Here is a 16,466-nt window from a genome sequence, read left to right as displayed (position 1 = left end):
ACGATGACCGAGACCCCGGACAGCGAGTCCTACCACGGCTACTCCGTGGACGACGAGGACCAGCCCCAGGGCGAGGGAGACAGCCTGGTCGACGACCGCGGGCTGACGGAGCCGCTCGACGAGGGCTACTCGCCCCCGGAGAAGTGGTCGCCGGCCCAGGGCTTCGGAAACACTCCCCGCGAGGAGGCCGAGGGCGAGTCGCTGGACCAGCGCATCGCCCAGGAGGTGCCCGAGCCCGACCCCTACGTCGAGGCCGCCGAGCTCGAGGCCGACGAGGACCTCGACGACGGCGAGGTCGGTGCGCAGCGGGCGGGCCGCCTGGTCGACCCCGACCAGGGGGTGGCCGAGGACACCGAGAAGGACCTGGTCGGCGAGGACGTCGGCATCGACGGTGCCGGCGCCAGCGCCGAGGAGGCCGCGGTCCACATCATCGAGGAGTGACCCGGGGCCGCCCCCGCCCCGGCTCACGCCAGGGGCGGGGGCTGCTCCAGGTACCAGCTGGTCAGGCCGCGGGCCGCCTGGCGCGTCAGCGAGATGTGCACGTGGTCGCGGTGCCGCAGCGTCGGCGAGCAGCGCCGCTTGGTGCGGCACGACGAGCTGAGGTAGGCACGGCCGGCGAAGCCGTCGTAGGCGGAGTAGATCCGGTCGTTCCAGATGACGTACATGATCCCCATCCGGCGGGCCAGCGCGTGGGGGTTGCCCAGGTGGTCCGGGGCCAGCACCTCCGCGAGGAACTGGTCGGCGAGCGCCCGCTGGGCGGGGTCGCGGTGGTCGAGCATCCAGTCGAAGGCCCGGGCCTCCTTGTGCTCCGAGGTCGAGGAGCCGGCGCAGCCGCGGCCGATGGGACCGTTGCCGCCCCCGCGCGCCACCAGGGCGGCGGCCAGCAGCAGCACCCCGGGCTTGGCCTTGGGCCGGCACCGGGTCTGGGGCTGGTAGGTCGCGTACCCCTCCAGCACCGAGGTGTAGACCAGGGCCGCGCTGAGCATCGGCACCCGTGCCATCGGCACCGGGGTCGCCGACCGGCCGGCCACGGGATCGGGCGCCGGGCTGGCCTGGGCCAGGCCCGGCACCGTCACCACCGAGGCCAGCAGGAGCACCAGCAGCGCCCTCACGACTGCCCGTGCGGGCCACTCCCTGCTCACCTGCGGATCTCCTCCCCGAGTCCCTCCAGTCACGTCCGTGACGCTACGTCGAGAGGGGCGTCGATGTCCGCGATACGGGTGAGAAAGTCAGATCAGCACGGCGTGTCGGCTGGACGTGCACCTTCGGCGAGCCCCGCGGGCTGGGGCGAGAGGTCCTTGGCGTAGCAGCGGGAGAGCTCCGAGCCGCAGTAGTAGCCGTAGCCCGGGATCGGCCGGTAGCCGCAGGCCTCGTAGAGCGCGATGGCCTCCGGCTGCTTCAACCCGGTCTCCAGGACCAGGGCCCGGATCCCCGCCGCGGCCGCCGCCTCCTCCAGCTCGGCGAGCACCCGGCGGGCGAGACCGCGGCGGCGCTGCCCGGCGACCACGTACATCCGCTTGATCTCCGCGCAGGGGCCCGCGCCCACCCCCGAGGGCGGCTCGACCCGGCGCCAGGCGCCGGTGGCCACCGGCACCTCGCCGAGGTAGCCGACGTAGAACGCACCGGTCCCGTCCTCGAACTCACCCGGGTCGATCGGCGCCTCGTCCGGTCCTCCGTAGAGGACGACGTACTCGGCCTGGACCTCCTGCACCAGCCGGACCGAGTCCGGGTGGGCGAGCGGGCGACGACGCAGTCTCAGGGCGGGGCCGAGGTGGTCGGGTGCTGCGGTGCTCATGCTCGTTCCGTTTCGCTCAGATCGGGGGCCGGTGCCACAATGGACCGCGCTGACAGTGTCGTCAGGACGCCCGCGCTGGTCGGCAGCCGCGGGTCCGGTGAAAGGATGCCTGGTGACCTCAACCGCCCACGACGCGCTCATCATCCCGGCCGGCCTGCTGCCCGCCGACGGACGCTTCGGCGCCGGGCCCTCGAAGATCGCGACGAGCCACGTCGAGGCGCTCGCCGCCACCGGGACCTCCCTGCTCGGCACCTCTCACCGCCAGGCGCCGGTGCGGCGGATGGTGGGCCACGTGCGTGCGGGGCTGCGGGACCTCTTCGACCTTCCCGAGGGCTACGAGGTGGTGCTCGGCAACGGCGGGGCCACCGCCTTCTGGGACATCGCCGCCTTCGGCCTGGTCCGCAGCCGCAGCCAGCACCTGACCTTCGGTGAGTTCACCTCCAAGTTCGCGGCCTCGGTCCGGGCCGCCCCCTGGCTGGCCGAGCCGTCCGTGATCGCCTCGGAGCCCGGCTCACTCCCCGAGCCGGTGGCCGAGGAGGGCGTGGACGCCTACGCGTGGGCCCACAACGAGACCTCCACCGGGGTGATGGCCCCGGTGCTGCGTCCGCCGGGCGCCGACGAGGACGCCCTGGTGCTGATCGATGCCACCTCGGGGGCCGGCGGCCTGCCGGTCGACGTCCGGGAGACGGACGTCTACTACTTCGCCCCGCAGAAGTGCTTCGCCTCCGACGGGGGCCTGTGGCTCGCGCTGATGTCGCCCCGCGCCCTGGCCCGCGCCGAGGAGATCGCCTCCAGCGGCCGCTACGTCCCGCCGTTCTTCGACCTGCCCACCGCGATCGACAACTCCGCCAAGAACCAGACCTACAACACCCCGTCGGTGGCGACGCTCTTCCTGATGGCCGAGCAGCTCGACTGGATGAACGACCAGGGCGGTCTGCCCGCCATGGTCGAGCGGACCACCGCCTCCTCCGACGCCCTCTACGGATGGGCGGAACGACGACCCTTCGTGACCCCCTACGTCGCCGACCCGGCGCACCGCTCGCTGGTCATCGCCACCCTCGACTTCGACGAGTCCGTCGACGCCGCCCGGCTCGCCGCGGTGCTGCGCGACAACGGCATCGTCGACACCGAGCCCTATCGCAAGCTGGGCCGCAACCAGCTGCGGATCGCGATGTATCCCGCGGTCGACCCCTCCGACGTCGAGCAGCTCACCCACTGCCTCGACCACGTGGTCGAGGCGCTCAGCTCTCCTCGGTGAGCAGCTCCAGCACCGCCCGCTCCAGCGCCGCCTGACGCTCGTCGGGCGTCTTCCACGAGCGCTCGTCGACCCGGTCCACGGTCCGGCCCTCCTCGTAGGCGTCGACCACCCGGGGGTCGACGTAGGAGGTGCGGGCCAGTGTGGGGGTGTTGCCGAGGAAGTCCGAGACCTCGCGATAGCACGCCGCCAGGGCCCGCTTGCGGGACGCCTTGGTCGCCCCCGGCTCCGGGGTGTGGGCCAGGTGGCCGGCGGCGATCACCGTGGCGTGCCAGGTGCGGAAGTCCTTGGCGGTGGCGTCCACGCCGGTGGTCTCGCGGATGTAGTCGTTGACCGCCGCCGAGTCCAGGGTGCGCCAGGTGCGCCCGTCCTTCCAGGCCAGCAGCCGGGGCTGCTCGCGGTCGCGCCGCCGGCGCATCAGCTCCAGCGCCTCGACCACGGCGGGGTCGTCGATCTCGATGCAGTGCTCCACCCCCGACTTGCCGGTGAAGCAGAAGATCAGCCGCTGCCCCCGGCGCGAGACGTGGCGCCGCTCCAGGGTGGTCAGGCCGAAGCTGCCGTTCTGGTCGGCATAGACGTCGTTGCCGATCCGGAAGTAGCCCAGGTCGAGCAGCCGCACGGCCACCGCGCAGGCGCGACCCAGCTCCATCCCCTCCGCGCCCAGGTCGGTGAGCACCTTCTCCCGCGCCACCGACATCGCCCGACCGAACTCGAGGACCCGGTCGAACTTCGCCGCGTCCCGCTTGGCCCGCCACTGGGGGTGGTAGAGGTACTGGCGGCGCCCGGCGTCGTCCGTGCCGACGGCCTGCAGGTGGCCGTGGGGGTGGGGCGTGACCCACACCTCGCGCCAGGCCGGGGGGATCACCAGCTCCCGGACCCGCTGGGCGTCCTCCTCGGGGAGGCGCCGGCCCTGCTCGTCGAGGTAGACGAAGCCCCTGCCCGCGCGCCGGCGGGTCCAGCCCGGCTGGTCCGGTGACGTGCGGCGCAGTCGGGGCATGGGCTCATCCTCACACCCATGGCAAGAGGCTGCGCAGCACGTACTGCCACCACGCCGGGATCTGCTCCCCGGCGGCGGTCTCCTCGTCGGCGGGCGGCGCCTCGTCGAGCAGCCGGCGTACGTCGCCGGGCAACGAGAGCCGCAGCACCTCGCTGCGGGCGCCCTCGGAGCTGAGCCACACCTCGCCGTCGCCGGTGACCATCAGCCCCTCGCCCTGCGGCTGAGCCGGGAGCGCGAGCTCGGCGACCCGCTCCAGCGCGGGGTAGGAGTAGAGGTGCAGCCGCTCGTAGGTGCGCAGCAGGAGGTGGCGGCCGTCGGGCCAGAAGGCGCCGTCGGTGACCATCGCGGCGACCTCCCCCAGCTCGGCCAGCGGGTTGGGCCCCGCCGGGTCCAGCTCGGCGGGGGCCTGGACCACCTCCCCGCCGAAGACGCCCTTGCTCACCAGCAGCAGCCGGCCGGTGACCGGGTGGGCCAGCAGCGCCTCGGAGTCGCGGGGGCCGTCGGGCCAGGTCAGCCTCCAGCGCGGCGCGGCCACCTGCGCGGCGCCCCGGCCCACCGGGACCCGCGCCACCTCGACGTCGTCGCGGGCGCGCAGGTTGTCGCCGATGTCGCCCACCCACACCTCGCCCGGCCCCGCGGGCGCCAGCGCCTCGACGTCGGTCGGGTCGTCGGACCAGGTGGTGATCCCCACCGTGCGGCCGGTCGCGGGGTCGACGGCGAAGACCCGTCCGGTGTCGCCGCTGTCGTTGACCGTCGCCAGCAGCGGGCCTGGCCCCGCCTCGGGGTCCGGGACCTCCGCGAGGCCCGAGGACTCCACGATCCGCGGATCGGACATCACCAGCACCACGTCGCCCGCCGGCGGGGTGCTCGCGGCCGCGGTGCCCAGCACGAACGGCGTGGCCAGGACCAGGCCGGACGCCCAGGCCCGCGCGGAGGTCACCGGTCCAGGAGCTCGGCCAGGCGCGGCCGGATGCCCCAGGCCGCGACCAGGTCGTCGTACTCCTTGCGCACCCCGCCGCCCTTGACCGGGCCGCCGCTGCGCACCGCGCGCAGCAGGGTGTTGCGGGGGGTGTGCTCGCTCTCCACGAACTCGACCACGTCGACCTTGTAGCCCTCCAGGCGCAGCAGCGAGGCGCGCAGCGCGTCGGTGAGGGTGTCGGCGAAGCGCTCACGCAGGATGCCGTGGCGGGTGAGCATCGCGTACGGCGCGGGCGTGGGCGTGCGCCGCAGCTGGGCGGCCACGTCGTGGTGGCAGCAGGGGGCGGCCAGCACCAGCGACGCCTGCCAGCCGACGGCCCGGGCCAGCGCCTCGTCGGTGGCGGTGTCGCAGGCGTGCAGCGCCAGCACCACGTCGGGTGCCGCCGCGAGCTCGACCTGCTCGATGGTGCCCACCACGAAGTCGGCCTCGATGCCGAGCGAGGCCGCCACCGAGGAGTTGTGGTCGGCCGACTGCTGCTTGACGTCGACCCCGGTCACCTGGACCGGCAGGCCGCGCACGTGGGTGAGGAACCGCTGGGCGGCGAAGGTGAGGTAGGCGTTGCCGCACCCCAGGTCGACGACCCGCAGCGGCTCCTCGGGGGTCGGGCGGCGCAGGCTCCCCTTGGTCAGGGCCTCGGTGAGGGAGGAGTCGAGGAGCCGGAGGAACTCCTCGACCTGGCGGTACTTGGCCTGGCGGCTCGGCTTGATCCGCCCCTCGGGCGTGGAGATGCCCAGCGCCACCAGGACCGGGTCGTCCTCGGCGAGCAACCGCTGCTTGTCGCGGTCGTGCTCGCGGTCGACGGTCACCGCCTCGCCCCGCTCGGTGGTGTGGACCAGCGCCTCGAGCTTCTTGGTGACCCGCACCTGGTGCTGCTGCGTGGTGGTCTCCACGTGCCAGTTGCCGAAGGGCTCGTCGAGCAGGTCGTCGAGCGCCTCGCGGGCCGGGCTGGGCCGGCCGGGCTCCCCGACGGCGTGGTTGGAGGTGTGGGCCTGGGTCTCGTCGTAGGCGGTCACCTGCAGGTGGAGCCCGGACTTGAGCTCGACGTAGCGCAGCTCGACCCGCTTCCAACGGGGCACGGAGCCCTTCTTGCGCCCCGAGGCGACGGCCCGGACCAGCACGTCGGGGTCGAGGATCAGGCTGCGCATCCGGGCCAGCGCGCGCAGCAGGGGTTCGGCAGCCATCAGTCCCTCACCTCGGGCCTCACTTGAGCAGGGCGGCGAGCACGACGATCACGATCAGTCCCCCGAGCGCCATCGGGATCACGAGCCGGCGGTGGTGGGGGTTCATGACCTCGATGCTAGTTCCCGGCACCCACCGGCAGCCCAGGCCCCACCAGCAGCTCGGCGAGGTGCACGGCCCGGACGCCGGCGAGGTCGTCGAGCTGGTGGCGGCAGGAGAGGCCGTCGGCCAGCACGACCGCGTCGGGGTTGGCCCGCACCGCCGGCAGCAGCTGCAGCTCGGCCACCGCCACGGAGACGTCGTAGTGACCCTGCTCCATGCCGAAGTTGCCCGCCAGGCCGCAGCAGCCGCCGACCCGGGTCACGGTGGCGCCCGCGCGCTGGAGGAGCCGGGCGTCGGTCTCCCAGCCGATCACCGACTGGTGGTGGCAGTGCGGCTGGGCCACCACCTCCACCCCGCGCAGGTCCCGCGGCTGCCAGCCGCGCTCCTCGGAGAGCCGGGCGAGCAGCTCCGCGAGCGAGCTGACCCCGGAGGCGACCTGCTCGGCCCGGGGGTCGTCGCTGAGCTGGACGGCGTCGGAGCGCAGGGTCGCCAGGCAGGACGGCTCCAGGGCGATCACCGGCGCCCCGGAGGCCACGTAGGGCGCCAGGGTCTCGACGGTCTGCTGCATGGTGCTCCGGGCCCGGTCGAGCTGGCCGGTGGAGATCCAGGTCAGGCCGCAGCAGGCGTCCGGCCCGATCAGGGCCGCCCTCAGGCCGGCCTCGCCGAGGAGCTGGATGGCGGCCTGGGCCGCCGACGGGCGGAACTGGTCGGTGAAGGTGTCGGCCCAGATCCAGACGTCCACCTGGTCGGCCAGCTCGCGGGTGCCCAGCACCGACCGCGCGGTCCGCGTCGCGATCCGGGGCAGCGACCGGCGCGGGTCGATCCCGGCGGCCCTGGCCGCCACCCGCACCAGCGGGGCCGCACCCATCGCCCGCTCGGCCAGGCCCCGCCCGAAGCGCTTCGGCGCGAGCCGGACCAGGGCCGGCAGCCAGCCGAGCGTGTAGTGGGTGCGCGGGCGCCGCCGGCCGCGGTAGGTCTGGTGCAGCACCTCGGACTTGTAGGTCGCCATGTCGACCCCGGTGGGGCAGTCGCTGGAGCACCCCTTGCAGGAGAGGCAGAGGTCGAGCGCGTCGTGCACCGCGGGGTCGGCCAGGCCGTCGACCAGGGTGCCGTCGAGCGCCTCCTGGAGCACCCGCGCGCGACCCCGGGTGGAGTCCTTCTCGTCGCGGGTGGCCTGCCAGGACGGGCACATCACCGACGAGGCGGGCCCGGTGGCCGGGCCGGCCACGCACTTGCCGACGCCGGTGCAGCGGTGCACCGCGCGGCCCATCGAGCCGCCGTCCTCCACGAAGCGCAGCAGCGTCGGCACCTTGGCCACGGGGCGGCCGGGACGCAGGTCGGCGTCGACCGGGGCGGGGTCGACGAGCACGCCGGGGTTGAGCAGGCCGTCGGGGTCGCAGATCGTCTTCGCGGCGCCGAAGAGCCGCAGCGAGTCGGCGTCGTACATGCGCGAGAGCAGCTCGGAGCGGGCCCGGCCGTCGCCGTGCTCCCCGGAGAGGGAGCCGCCGAGGGCGACGATCCGGTCGGTGGCCGCCTCCAGGAACTCACGGAAGACGCCCCGCCCGCCGTCGGGGGCGTCGCCGTCGAAGGGGAAGTCGATGCGCGCGTGCACGCAGCCGTCGCCGAAGTGGCCGTAGGGCACCCCGTCGAGGTCGAACTCGCGCAGCACCTCGTCGAACTCGCGCAGCCAGGCGCCGAGCTTCTCCGGCGGCACCGCGGCGTCCTCCCAGCCGGCGTAGGCGGGTCGGCTCAGGCTGCGCGCGGCCAGGCCGGCCCCGTCCTCCCGGATCCGCCACAGGGCGGCCGCGGCGCCCGCCTCGCCGACCTCGAGCCGGGAGAGCTCCTCGGCGGGCGGCAGCACCCCTTCGCCGGTGAGCTCGACGAAGAGCCAGCCGGCGCCCCGCGGCAGGTCGGGGACGCTCTTCCCGGACCCGCGCACCAGCTCGACGATCCGGGCGTCCAGGCCCTCGCACGCGACCAGGCCGAGCCCCTGCTCGCGCCCTCCGGCCAGGATGGCGGGGACCGCGTCGGCCGCCTCGATCATCGAGGGGTAGCCCAGCACCACCAGGCGCCGCGGCTCCTCCTCGACCATCCGCACCGTGGCCTCCAGGACCAGCCCCAGCGTGCCCTCGGACCCGACCACGAAGCGGCCCACGTCGCGGCCGTGCTCGGGCAGCAGGTGCTCGAGCGAGTAGCCGCTGACCTGCCGGGAGAAGCGGCCGAAGTGCTGGCGCACGTGGCCGAGGTCGCCGGCCACGAGGTCGAGGAGGCCCCGGCTCACCGGGTCGGTGGGCACGGTGCCGGCGGCCAGGGTGGCGGAGGTGCCGTCGCCCCACAGCACCTCCATGCCGAGCACGTTGTCGCTGGTGCGGCCGTAGCCCAGCGCCCGGGAGCCGCAGGCGTTGTTCCCGATCATCCCGCCGATGGTGCAGCGGGTGTGGGTCGACGGGTCGGGACCGAAGCGGACCCCGTGGGGCGCCGCGGCCCGCTGCAGCGAGGCGTGGACGACTCCGGGCTCCACCCGCGCGGTGCGGGCCTCGCCGTCGACCTCGAGCACCCGGTGCAGGTGGCGGGAGGTGTCGACCACGATCCCGGGCCCCACCGCGTTGCCGGCGATCGAGGTGCCCGCGCCCCGCATGGTCAGCGGGGTCCCGGTCTCGCGGGCCACCGCCAGCACCGCCGCCAGCTCGTCGCGGTGCCGCGGCCGGACGACCGCCCGGGGCACCACCCGGTAGAGGGAGGCGTCGGTGGAGTAGACCGCCCGGGTGACGTCGGCGTCCGAGACGTCGGTGACGCCGGCGCGCCGCAGCGCGGCCAGCACGTCGGTGGATCCCGCCTGTCGACTCACCGCACGGACCTCTCGACGCACCTCATGTGCCAAGTGTGAACCACGCCGGCCGGCTGCTCCGACTCACCACAGGGACATGGAACCGCGGAAGACCTCAGCGAGGTCCTCGGCGCCGACCTCGCGGGGGGCGGTGGCCAGCAGCCGCTGCTGGGCCAGGGCCCCCTCGACCAGCGCGTCGACGTCGGTCTCGAGGTAGCCGACCTCGGCCAGCCCGTTGGGGATGCCGATGTCACGCATCAGCGCGCTGAGCACCGACGGCAGCGCCTCGGGACCGGTGGCGGTGGTACCGGGGTCGAGCAGCCGGGCGGCCTCCAGGTGGCGGGCCGGGTCGGCCTCGAAGGTGAAGCGGAAGGCCGCGGGAGCGGTGAGCGAGACGGCCATCCCGTGCGGCACGATCGGCCCCTCCCCCGGGTAGCCGTCGGGCCGGAAGTCACGCACCCGCCCGGCGATCGGATAGGCGCAGGCGTGCGGCACGTGGACGCCGGCGTTGCCGAAGCCGAGCCCGGCGAAGGTCGCGGCCAGGGCCATCTGCTCCCGGGCCCGGGCGTCGCCGCCGTCGCGCACCGCCTCGCGGAAGGCCCCGGCCAGCAGGCCGAGCGCCCGGGTGGCCCACATGTCGGCGATCGGGTTGGCCCCGCAGTAGGGCACCCGCCGCTCGGGCGCCTTGGCCTCGAAGTCGCCGTACCAGCGGGCGGTCCACGACTCCAGCGCGTGGCAGAGGATGTCCATCCCGGCCGCCGCGGTCACCGCGGCGGGCTGGGTCATGGTCAGGTCGGGGTCGACCACGGCCAGGGTGGGGCGCAGGGCGGGGTGGCTGATCCCGGTCTTCACCTCCAGCGCCAGCACGTCGAGCACGCAGATCGTCGTCGACTCCGACCCGGTCCCGGTGGTGGTCGGCACCGCCACCAGCGGCAGCAGGGGCTTCTCCGGTGCCCGCCCCCGGCCGATCGGCGCGTTGAGGTAGTCCATCAGCTCGCCGTCGTTGGTGGTGAGCAGGTTGACCGCCTTGGCGGTGTCGATGCTCGAGCCGCCGCCGACGGCGAGGACGGCCCCGAACGGCCCGGCGTCGCGGGCGAAGCCGATCGCGTGCTCGAGGGAGGCGTCGGTCGGCTCGACGTGGACCTGGTCGTAGGTGGTGACCTCCAGGCCCGCGGCGCTCAGCTGGTCGGCGATGCGCGCCGGGTGGCCGGTCGCGGCCACCCCCTGGTCGGTGACCAGCAGGACCCGCGTGGCGCCGAGGGCACGCAGGTCGTGGGCGAGCTCACCCGAGGCACCGCGCCCGAACTTCAGCGCAGGTGCCGCGTAGGTGAAGATCTGCTCGCTCACGGGGATGCTCCTTCATCGAGGGGGGTGGTGGGCCACAGCGTGCCTCACCACGTCCAATACCTCCACCGCGCCGTCCTCGATCTGTGCGAGCGGCACAAAGGCCGCGGCGTCCGTTGTGCCGTCGACCTCGACGACCCGGGGCTCGGCCCCGTCGGGCACCGTCGCGTCGAAGATCAGGTGCACGCCGTGGAAGTCCTCGAAACGGCCGCTCGGCGCGGTCCCCGAGAAGTGCACGTCGTGCACGTCGAGCAGCGCGCCGACGCGGCACTCCAGCCCGGTCTCCTCCCGCACCTCGCGCGACAACGCCGCGGCCGGCTGCTCCCCGTGGTCGACTCCCCCGCCCGGCAGGGTCCAGCTCCCGGAGTGGAAGCCCCGCGCGGAGATCCGGGTCAGCAGCACCTCCTCCCCGCCCGCCCCGGGCCGGCGCACCAGGGCGTAGGCCGCCACCCGCTGGTTCCTGGCCGGCTGCAGGTCGCCGAGCGCCTCGACCACCATGGGCGCCACCGGGACCGCCCCGCCCACGACATCGGCCACCGGCTTCCAGGCCGCCTCGACGGTCGACCCGTCCACCTCGACCACGCGCGGCTCCGGGGAGGTGGGCGGCACCCAGCCCTCGTAGACGATGCGGAGCGCGTGGGCGTCGACCACCCGCCCCTCCCGGCGCACGCCGGGCATGTGGGCGGAGTAGACGTGGGCGGTCTCGCCGACGGTGACCGCCAGGCCGGTCTCCTCGTACACCTCTCGCACCACGGCGGCGCGCGGGTCCTCCCCGTGGTCCAGCCCACCGCCGGGCAGCGTCCAGAGCTCGTGGGTCGCGATCCGCTCCGAGATGCGGCTCAGCAGGACCTCCTCACCCGCCTCGCCCGTCCGTCGGATCACGGCATAGGCCGCCACGCGCTGGTGCCTGGGGAGGTCGCCGGGGGTGCTCATGGGGCAAGGCTAAGGTGACGGCGTGCCCAGACGCCGGGACCCGTGGCTGGACAACGCCAAGACCGTGCTCGTAGTCCTGGTGGTGGTGGGCCACGCGCTGGTGCTGCTGCCGGCCGGGGACCTGAAGTCGCGCGCCTACGACTTCATCTACTACTTCCACATGCCGGCCTTCGTGCTGCTCACCGGCTACCTGTCCAGGAGCTTCCGGTGGACCCGCAAGCACCTGTGGTCGCTGGTCACCACGCTGGCGGTCCCCTACCTGATCTTCGAGCTGCTGATGGCGCTGTGGCGGGTCCACGTGGTCCACCAGGTCTCCAGCCTCGAGGCGCTCTCCCCGCTGTGGCTCAACCCGCACTGGCCGATGTGGTACCTGGTGGTCCTCATCCTGTGGCGGCTCGCCACCCCGGTGCTGGTGCTGCACTGGCTGATGGTGCCGGCCTCGGTGGTGGTGAGCCTGCTGGCCGGGGGGATCGACGTCGAGCTCCTCGACCTCAACCGCGCGCTCGGGCTGCTGCCCTTCTTCGTCGTCGGGCTGCACCTGCCCCGCCCCGTGCTCGGAGCCCTCCGCGCCCGCGGCTCCGGCCTCGCCGGCCTGGCCGTGCTCGCCGGGCTCTGGTGGCTGGCGGCACGGACCGACGACCACTGGTCGACGCAGTGGCTCTACTACCGCAACGCCTACGACACCCTGGGCGTCGGTCTCGCCGAGGGCGCCGAGATCCGGGCCCAGCTGATCGTCCTCGCCCTGCTGGGCACCTTCGCGGTGCTGAGCCTCGTCCCGCACCGGCGGTCGGCCGTCACCGACGTCGGCGCCTACACGATGGGGGTCTACCTCCTGCACGGCTTCGTGATCCGCTGGGTGGAGGCGCAGGGCTACCAGGAGTGGCTGCCCGGGGACGGCTGGACGTCGCTCTTCATCACCGTGGCCGCCGCGGTGGGGTTGGCCCTGCTGCTGGGCTGGCGCCCCCTGGCGACCCGGCTGCTCTGGCTGGTCGACCCCGTCAACACCTTCACCCGGTGGCGGGCGGAGCGGAGACGGCCCCAGGTCCCCACGTCGGGCTGACCGCGGCACGCGGCACGTCGTCCAGCGCGGCGGCCTCGACCAGGCAGGGGGCGTGCCCGCCGAGGTGGGCGGGGTACCACGGGGCGTGCTCGCCGGGACCGGGCCGGTGGTGCGGCAGCCGCTGCAGCCCCTCCAGCATCTCGGTCAGGGTCACGCCGAGCCGGCGCGTCCACTGCGTCAGCTCCTCCCCGGGACCGAAGGTGAGGGGCGGGCCGAAGGCGAGGTCGACCCTTCTGCCGCGGGTCCAGTCGGGCGACGGCTCCACCCCGTCGACCGGGCGCCCCACCGAGTAGAGGCGCTGGATCCCCCACAGGGCGACCGGGACGACGACCGCCCCGGTCTCCCGGGCCAGCGCCGCGGTGCCGCGCATCAGTGACCGCACGGTGAAGGAGTAGGAGATCCCGGCCTCGGGATAGATGCCCACCGCCTCGCCCTCGCGCAGCAGGCGGCGCGCCGCGAGGTAGGCGCCGGCGGGCGCGCTGCGGTCGACCGGCACGTGCCGCATCCGGTCCATCGGGAGCCGGAGGCCGGGCGCGTGCCACACGTCGTGCCGGGCGGTGAAGCGGACGAAGCGCCCGCGGCGCCGGGCCGCCAGCGCGATCGGCAGGGAGTCGGCGTACGAGACGTGCGTCGCGGCGAGGATGACCGGCCCGTGGCGCGGCAGGTGCTCGAGGCCGGAGACCTCCAGGCGTACGTCGAGGGCCCGCATCGCGAGGCTGCCCAGCGCCAGGGTGGTCCGGTAGCAGCCTTCCCTCACAGGCGCCGACGGTAGCCGTCAGCGAGGTCCGGCGCCGGTGGAATCAGGAAAAGGGCGGACGCGCGTCGAGCGCCAGCGACCGCCGGCCGGCCCAGCGCCAGACCCGCGCGGCCCGGTCCCGGTCCTCCTCGGTGACCAGGTTGCCCATCCAGCGCAGCGCGAGCGTCATCAGCCAGTCCGAGCGCATCCCGGGCGGCCCCAGGGTGGCCACCACCCGGGGGACGGTGGCGATCCCGGCGAGCCGCCGGGCGATGGAGAACGCCTCGCCGTAGTGCTCGCGCAGCAGCGCGGGCCACGCCTCGCCCAGGTCGTCCCCGGCCGCGATGGTCTCGGCGACCAGCCGCCCGGTCTCCAGGCCGTAGTCGATGCCCTCCCCGTTGAGCGGGTTGACGCAGGCGGCGGCGTCGCCGATCAGCGCCCAGTTGCGGCCGGCGACGTTGCTGACCGCGCCGCCCATCGGCAGCAGCGCGGAGGTCTCGGCCCGCAGCTGGCCGGTGATCCCGAAGTCGGCACGGCGCTGCTCGGCGTAGAACCGCATCAGCGGCTTGACCGCGATGTCGGCCGGCCGCTTCGAGGTGGCCAGCGCACCCACACCCAGGTTCACCTCGCCGGTGCCGAGGGGGAAGATCCAGCCGTAGCCGGAGAGCACCTTGCCGGTCTCGTCGCGCAGCTCCAGGTGGGAGGAGATCCACGGGTCCTGCGACATGGTCGAGGCGACGTAGGAGCGGCCCGCCACGCCGTAGACGGTGTCGCGGTGCCACTCGCGGCCCAGCTTCTTGCCGAGCGGCGAGCGGACGCCCTCGGCCACCACGAGCCACCGGCAGCGGACCTCGGTGCGGACGCCGTCGCGCTCGAGCACCACGGCGGCCACCCGGTCGCCGTCCATCACGACGTCGACCGCCTTGGTGCCGTCGACCGCCGTGGCTCCCCACTTGATGGCGGTGCTGCGCAGGTGGTCGTCGAGCTCGGTGCGCGCGACCGCGGAGCCCCAGTCGGGCAGCGTGCCGCCGGGCACCGCCCACGGCAGGTGCAGGGTCTGGCCGAAGCCGTGGGCGCGCAGGCCCTTGCTGACGACGTGCGCGCGCAGCCAGTCCTCGAGGCCGAGCCGGGTCAGCTCCCCGATGGCGCGCGGCGTGAGGCCGTCGCCGCAGGTCTTGTCGCGGGGGAAGACGGCCATGTCGACCAGGAGGGAGTCCAGGCCGTGACGGGAGGCCCAGGCGGCGGCCGCCGAGCCGGCGGGACCGGCACCGACGACCAGGACGTCGGTCTGGGCGGGCAAGGGGTCGGGCACGCCGCGATTCTCTCAGGCCCCCGGTGAGGCGGCGCACCCCCCTCGACAGCGGCGCCGAGGTGGAGGAGGGTGAACGGACCCAGCCAGCCGGCACACGTCTCGGGAGGACCCATGCCAGGACCAGCACGCACCCTCGCCACCGCCGTCGGGGCCCTCGCCCTCGGCGCCTCCGCCCTGGTCGCGACCGGGCCGGCCCACGCCGCCCCCCGGGACGACACCAAGGTGCCCACGGCGGTCGGCCGGGGCGGCGCGGTCAGCACCGTCGACCCCGAGGCCACCCGGGCGGGCCTGCGGGTGCTCCGGGCCGGCGGCAACGCCGTGGACGCGGCCGTCGCCGCGGCCGCCGCGCTCGGCGTCACCGAGCCCTACAGCGCCGGCATCGGGGGCGGCGGGTACTTCGTGCTCTACGAGGCGGCGACCGGCAAGGTGCGCACCCTGGACGGCCGCGAGACCGCCCCGCGCAAGATGCGCCGCGACGCCTTCATCGACCCCGCCACCGGGGCGCCGTACAACTTCACCCCCGAGCTGGTCACCAGCGGCGTCAGCGTCGGCGTGCCCGGCACCCTGGCGACCTGGGACAAGGCGCTGCGCAGGTGGGGCACCTGGGGGCTGGACGAGGCGCTGGCCCCGGCCACCGAGATCGCCCGCCGGGGCTTCAAGGTCGACGAGACCTTCCGCCAGCAGACCCTGGACAACGCCGAGCGGTTCCGCGCCACCAGGGAGTCCAGGCGGCTCTGGCTGCCCGGCGGGGACGCACCCCGGGTCGGCTCCGTCTTCCGCAACCGCGACCTCGCCGAGACCTACGACCTGATCGCCCGCCGGGGCATCCGCGCCTTCTACGACGGCCCCCTCTCCAAGCAGGTCGTCCGGGCGGTCCGCCGGCCCGACCGGGTCAGCGGGACCACGCTCCCGGTCCCGGCCGGCACGCTCGACCGCAAGGACCTGCGCGGCTACCGGGTGGTCGCCCAGCGGCCGTCCAAGGTGGACTACCGCGGCTACCAGGTCTACGGGATGGCGCCCTCCTCCTCGGGCGGCTCCACCGTCGGCGAGGCGCTCAACATCCTGGAGCGTTACGACCTGCGGTCGATGTCGGTCACCGACGCGCTGCACCACTACCTGGAGGCCAGCGCCCTGGCGTTCGCGGACCGCAACAAGTACGTCGGCGACCCCGCCTACGTCGACGTCGCGCTGCGCGACCTGCTCAGCGACGCCTTCGCGGCCGAGCGGGCGTGCGCCATCACCCCCGGCAGGGCGCTGGCGAAGCCGACCGCCCCGGGCAACGTCGCGGACTACGACGGGATCTGCACCGCCGCCCCCGACGCCGGCGAGGACGCGGCCGACACCGAGAACATCTCCACCACCAACCTCACCGTCGCCGACCGGTGGGGCAACGTCGTGGAGTACACGCTGACCATCGAGCAGACCGGCGGCTCCGGCATCACCGTGCCCGGCCGCGGCTTCCTGCTCAACAACGAGCTGACCGACTTCTCCACCGTCTACGACGCGGGCGACCCCAACCGGATCCAGCCCGGCAAGCGGCCGCGCTCCTCGATGGCGCCGACCATCGTGCTCAAGGACGGCAAGCCGTTCCTGGCGCTGGGCTCCCCCGGCGGGTCCACGATCATCACCACCGTGCTGCAGATGCTGGTGAACCGGATCGACCTGGGGATGACCCTGGAGCAGGCGATCGCCGCCCCGCGGGCGACGCAGCGCAACGGCGCCAGCACGACCGCGGAGCCCGAGTTCATCACCGCCTTCGGGGCCGGGCTGACCGCCTACGGGCACACGCTGGTGGCGGCCGGTGACGCGTTCACCAGTCAGGCCGAGATCGGCGCGGCCACCGCGATCGAGCTCTCCGGACGCCGGCTGACCGCGGTCTCCGAGCCGGTCCGCCGCGGCGGCGGCGCCGCGGGGGTCATCACCCCACGCTCGGCCGACTGATGCGCC

General features: G+C 74.5%; 14 protein-coding genes. 4 read left to right on the top strand and 10 right to left on the bottom strand.

The genetic code is table 11. The features are described from left to right. Positions 1 to 3 precede the first annotated feature (3 nt). Entirely contained in the window at positions 4 to 441 is a 438-nt protein-coding gene (locus tag AC4BGE_RS17800) for a DUF5709 domain-containing protein (RefSeq protein ID WP_490576144.1), read from the top strand. 23 nt (positions 442 to 464) lie between these two features. Here the strand turns inward: AC4BGE_RS17800 and AC4BGE_RS17795 are convergent, their stop codons facing one another. After that, the gene (locus AC4BGE_RS17795) at positions 465 to 1,142 is read right to left on the bottom strand and encodes a VldE C-terminal domain-containing protein (RefSeq protein ID WP_490576143.1); all 678 of its coding nucleotides are present in this window, start codon (positions 1,140 to 1,142) and stop codon (positions 465 to 467) included. A 92-nt stretch (positions 1,143 to 1,234) separates the two neighbouring features. Then, on the bottom strand, positions 1,235 to 1,795 hold the full coding sequence (locus AC4BGE_RS17790; protein ID WP_490576142.1) for a GNAT family N-acetyltransferase: 561 nt from the start codon (positions 1,793 to 1,795) through the stop codon (positions 1,235 to 1,237). 109 nt (positions 1,796 to 1,904) lie between these two features. Between AC4BGE_RS17790 and serC the strand changes: the two genes are divergently transcribed. Further along, complete coding sequence (gene serC, locus AC4BGE_RS17785) at positions 1,905 to 3,053, top strand: phosphoserine transaminase (RefSeq protein WP_490576169.1); 1,149 nt, start codon at positions 1,905 to 1,907, stop codon at positions 3,051 to 3,053. On the opposite strand, the gene AC4BGE_RS17780 is transcribed toward serC, so the two are convergent. From AC4BGE_RS17780 to AC4BGE_RS17755, 6 genes are all read right to left on the bottom strand, one after another. After that, positions 3,037 to 4,047: a DNA topoisomerase IB gene (locus tag AC4BGE_RS17780; RefSeq protein ID WP_490576141.1), complete on the bottom strand. Its 1,011-nt coding sequence runs from the start codon at positions 4,045 to 4,047 to the stop codon at positions 3,037 to 3,039. The two genes, serC and AC4BGE_RS17780, sit on opposite strands and share 17 nt — an antisense overlap. A 10-nt stretch (positions 4,048 to 4,057) precedes the next feature. Then, positions 4,058 to 4,987, bottom strand: coding sequence for a hypothetical protein (locus tag AC4BGE_RS17775; RefSeq protein WP_490576140.1), 930 nt, complete (start codon positions 4,985 to 4,987; stop codon positions 4,058 to 4,060). Beyond that, positions 4,984 to 6,207: a class I SAM-dependent methyltransferase gene (locus AC4BGE_RS17770; RefSeq protein ID WP_490570279.1), complete on the bottom strand. Its 1,224-nt coding sequence runs from the start codon at positions 6,205 to 6,207 to the stop codon at positions 4,984 to 4,986. Before AC4BGE_RS17770 ends, AC4BGE_RS17775 begins: the two co-directional genes overlap by 4 nt. A 116-nt stretch (positions 6,208 to 6,323) precedes the next feature. Beyond that, the gene (locus tag AC4BGE_RS17765; protein WP_490570280.1) at positions 6,324 to 9,155 is read right to left on the bottom strand and encodes an FAD-binding and (Fe-S)-binding domain-containing protein; all 2,832 of its coding nucleotides are present in this window, start codon (positions 9,153 to 9,155) and stop codon (positions 6,324 to 6,326) included. A gap of 63 nt (positions 9,156 to 9,218) precedes the next feature. Continuing rightward, positions 9,219 to 10,481 carry a hydroxyacid-oxoacid transhydrogenase gene (locus AC4BGE_RS17760; RefSeq protein ID WP_490570281.1) on the bottom strand — a complete coding sequence of 421 codons (1,263 nt, stop codon included), beginning with the start codon at positions 10,479 to 10,481 and terminating at the stop codon, positions 9,219 to 9,221. 12 nt (positions 10,482 to 10,493) lie between these two features. Next, complete coding sequence (locus tag AC4BGE_RS17755; RefSeq protein WP_490576139.1) at positions 10,494 to 11,411, bottom strand: NUDIX domain-containing protein; 918 nt, start codon at positions 11,409 to 11,411, stop codon at positions 10,494 to 10,496. Positions 11,412 to 11,433: 22 nt separating this feature from the next. Here AC4BGE_RS17755 and AC4BGE_RS17750 point away from each other — a divergent pair, with 22 nt between their 5' ends. Next, positions 11,434 to 12,471 carry an acyltransferase family protein gene (locus tag AC4BGE_RS17750; protein WP_490570283.1) on the top strand — a complete coding sequence of 346 codons (1,038 nt, stop codon included), beginning with the start codon at positions 11,434 to 11,436 and terminating at the stop codon, positions 12,469 to 12,471. Here AC4BGE_RS17750 and AC4BGE_RS17745 read toward each other — a convergent pair. Next, on the bottom strand, positions 12,419 to 13,228 hold the full coding sequence (locus tag AC4BGE_RS17745; RefSeq protein WP_490576138.1) for a lysophospholipid acyltransferase family protein: 810 nt from the start codon (positions 13,226 to 13,228) through the stop codon (positions 12,419 to 12,421). The two genes, AC4BGE_RS17750 and AC4BGE_RS17745, sit on opposite strands and share 53 nt — an antisense overlap. 43 nt (positions 13,229 to 13,271) lie before the next feature. After that, positions 13,272 to 14,519: a geranylgeranyl reductase family protein gene (locus tag AC4BGE_RS17740; RefSeq protein ID WP_490570285.1), complete on the bottom strand. Its 1,248-nt coding sequence runs from the start codon at positions 14,517 to 14,519 to the stop codon at positions 13,272 to 13,274. A 111-nt stretch (positions 14,520 to 14,630) separates the two neighbouring features. Here AC4BGE_RS17740 and ggt point away from each other — a divergent pair, with 111 nt between their 5' ends. Beyond that, on the top strand, positions 14,631 to 16,460 hold the full coding sequence (ggt, locus tag AC4BGE_RS17735) for a gamma-glutamyltransferase (RefSeq protein ID WP_490576137.1): 1,830 nt from the start codon (positions 14,631 to 14,633) through the stop codon (positions 16,458 to 16,460). The last annotated feature ends 6 nt before the right edge of the window (positions 16,461 to 16,466 follow it).

It is taken from the genome of Nocardioides sp. Z50_6 (assembly GCF_058215755.1).
Note: the sequence above shows the minus strand (reverse complement) of the source record. Positions and strands in the feature narration are given on the sequence as shown.

Bases quoted from the DNA above. Each gene is read 5' to 3' on its own strand.
- AC4BGE_RS17780 (WP_490576141.1), bottom strand. From the start codon at position 4,047: ATGCCCCGACTGCGCCGCACGTCACCGGACCAGCCGGGCTGGACCCGC.
- AC4BGE_RS17755 (WP_490576139.1), bottom strand. From the start codon at position 11,411: ATGAGCACCCCCGGCGACCTCCCCAGGCACCAGCGCGTGGCGGCCTAT.
- ggt (WP_490576137.1), top strand. From the start codon at position 14,631: ATGCCAGGACCAGCACGCACCCTCGCCACCGCCGTCGGGGCCCTCGCC.
- AC4BGE_RS17800 (WP_490576144.1), top strand. From the start codon at position 4: ATGACCGAGACCCCGGACAGCGAGTCCTACCACGGCTACTCCGTGGAC.
- AC4BGE_RS17790 (WP_490576142.1), bottom strand. From the start codon at position 1,795: ATGAGCACCGCAGCACCCGACCACCTCGGCCCCGCCCTGAGACTGCGT.
- AC4BGE_RS17770 (WP_490570279.1), bottom strand. From the start codon at position 6,207: ATGGCTGCCGAACCCCTGCTGCGCGCGCTGGCCCGGATGCGCAGCCTG.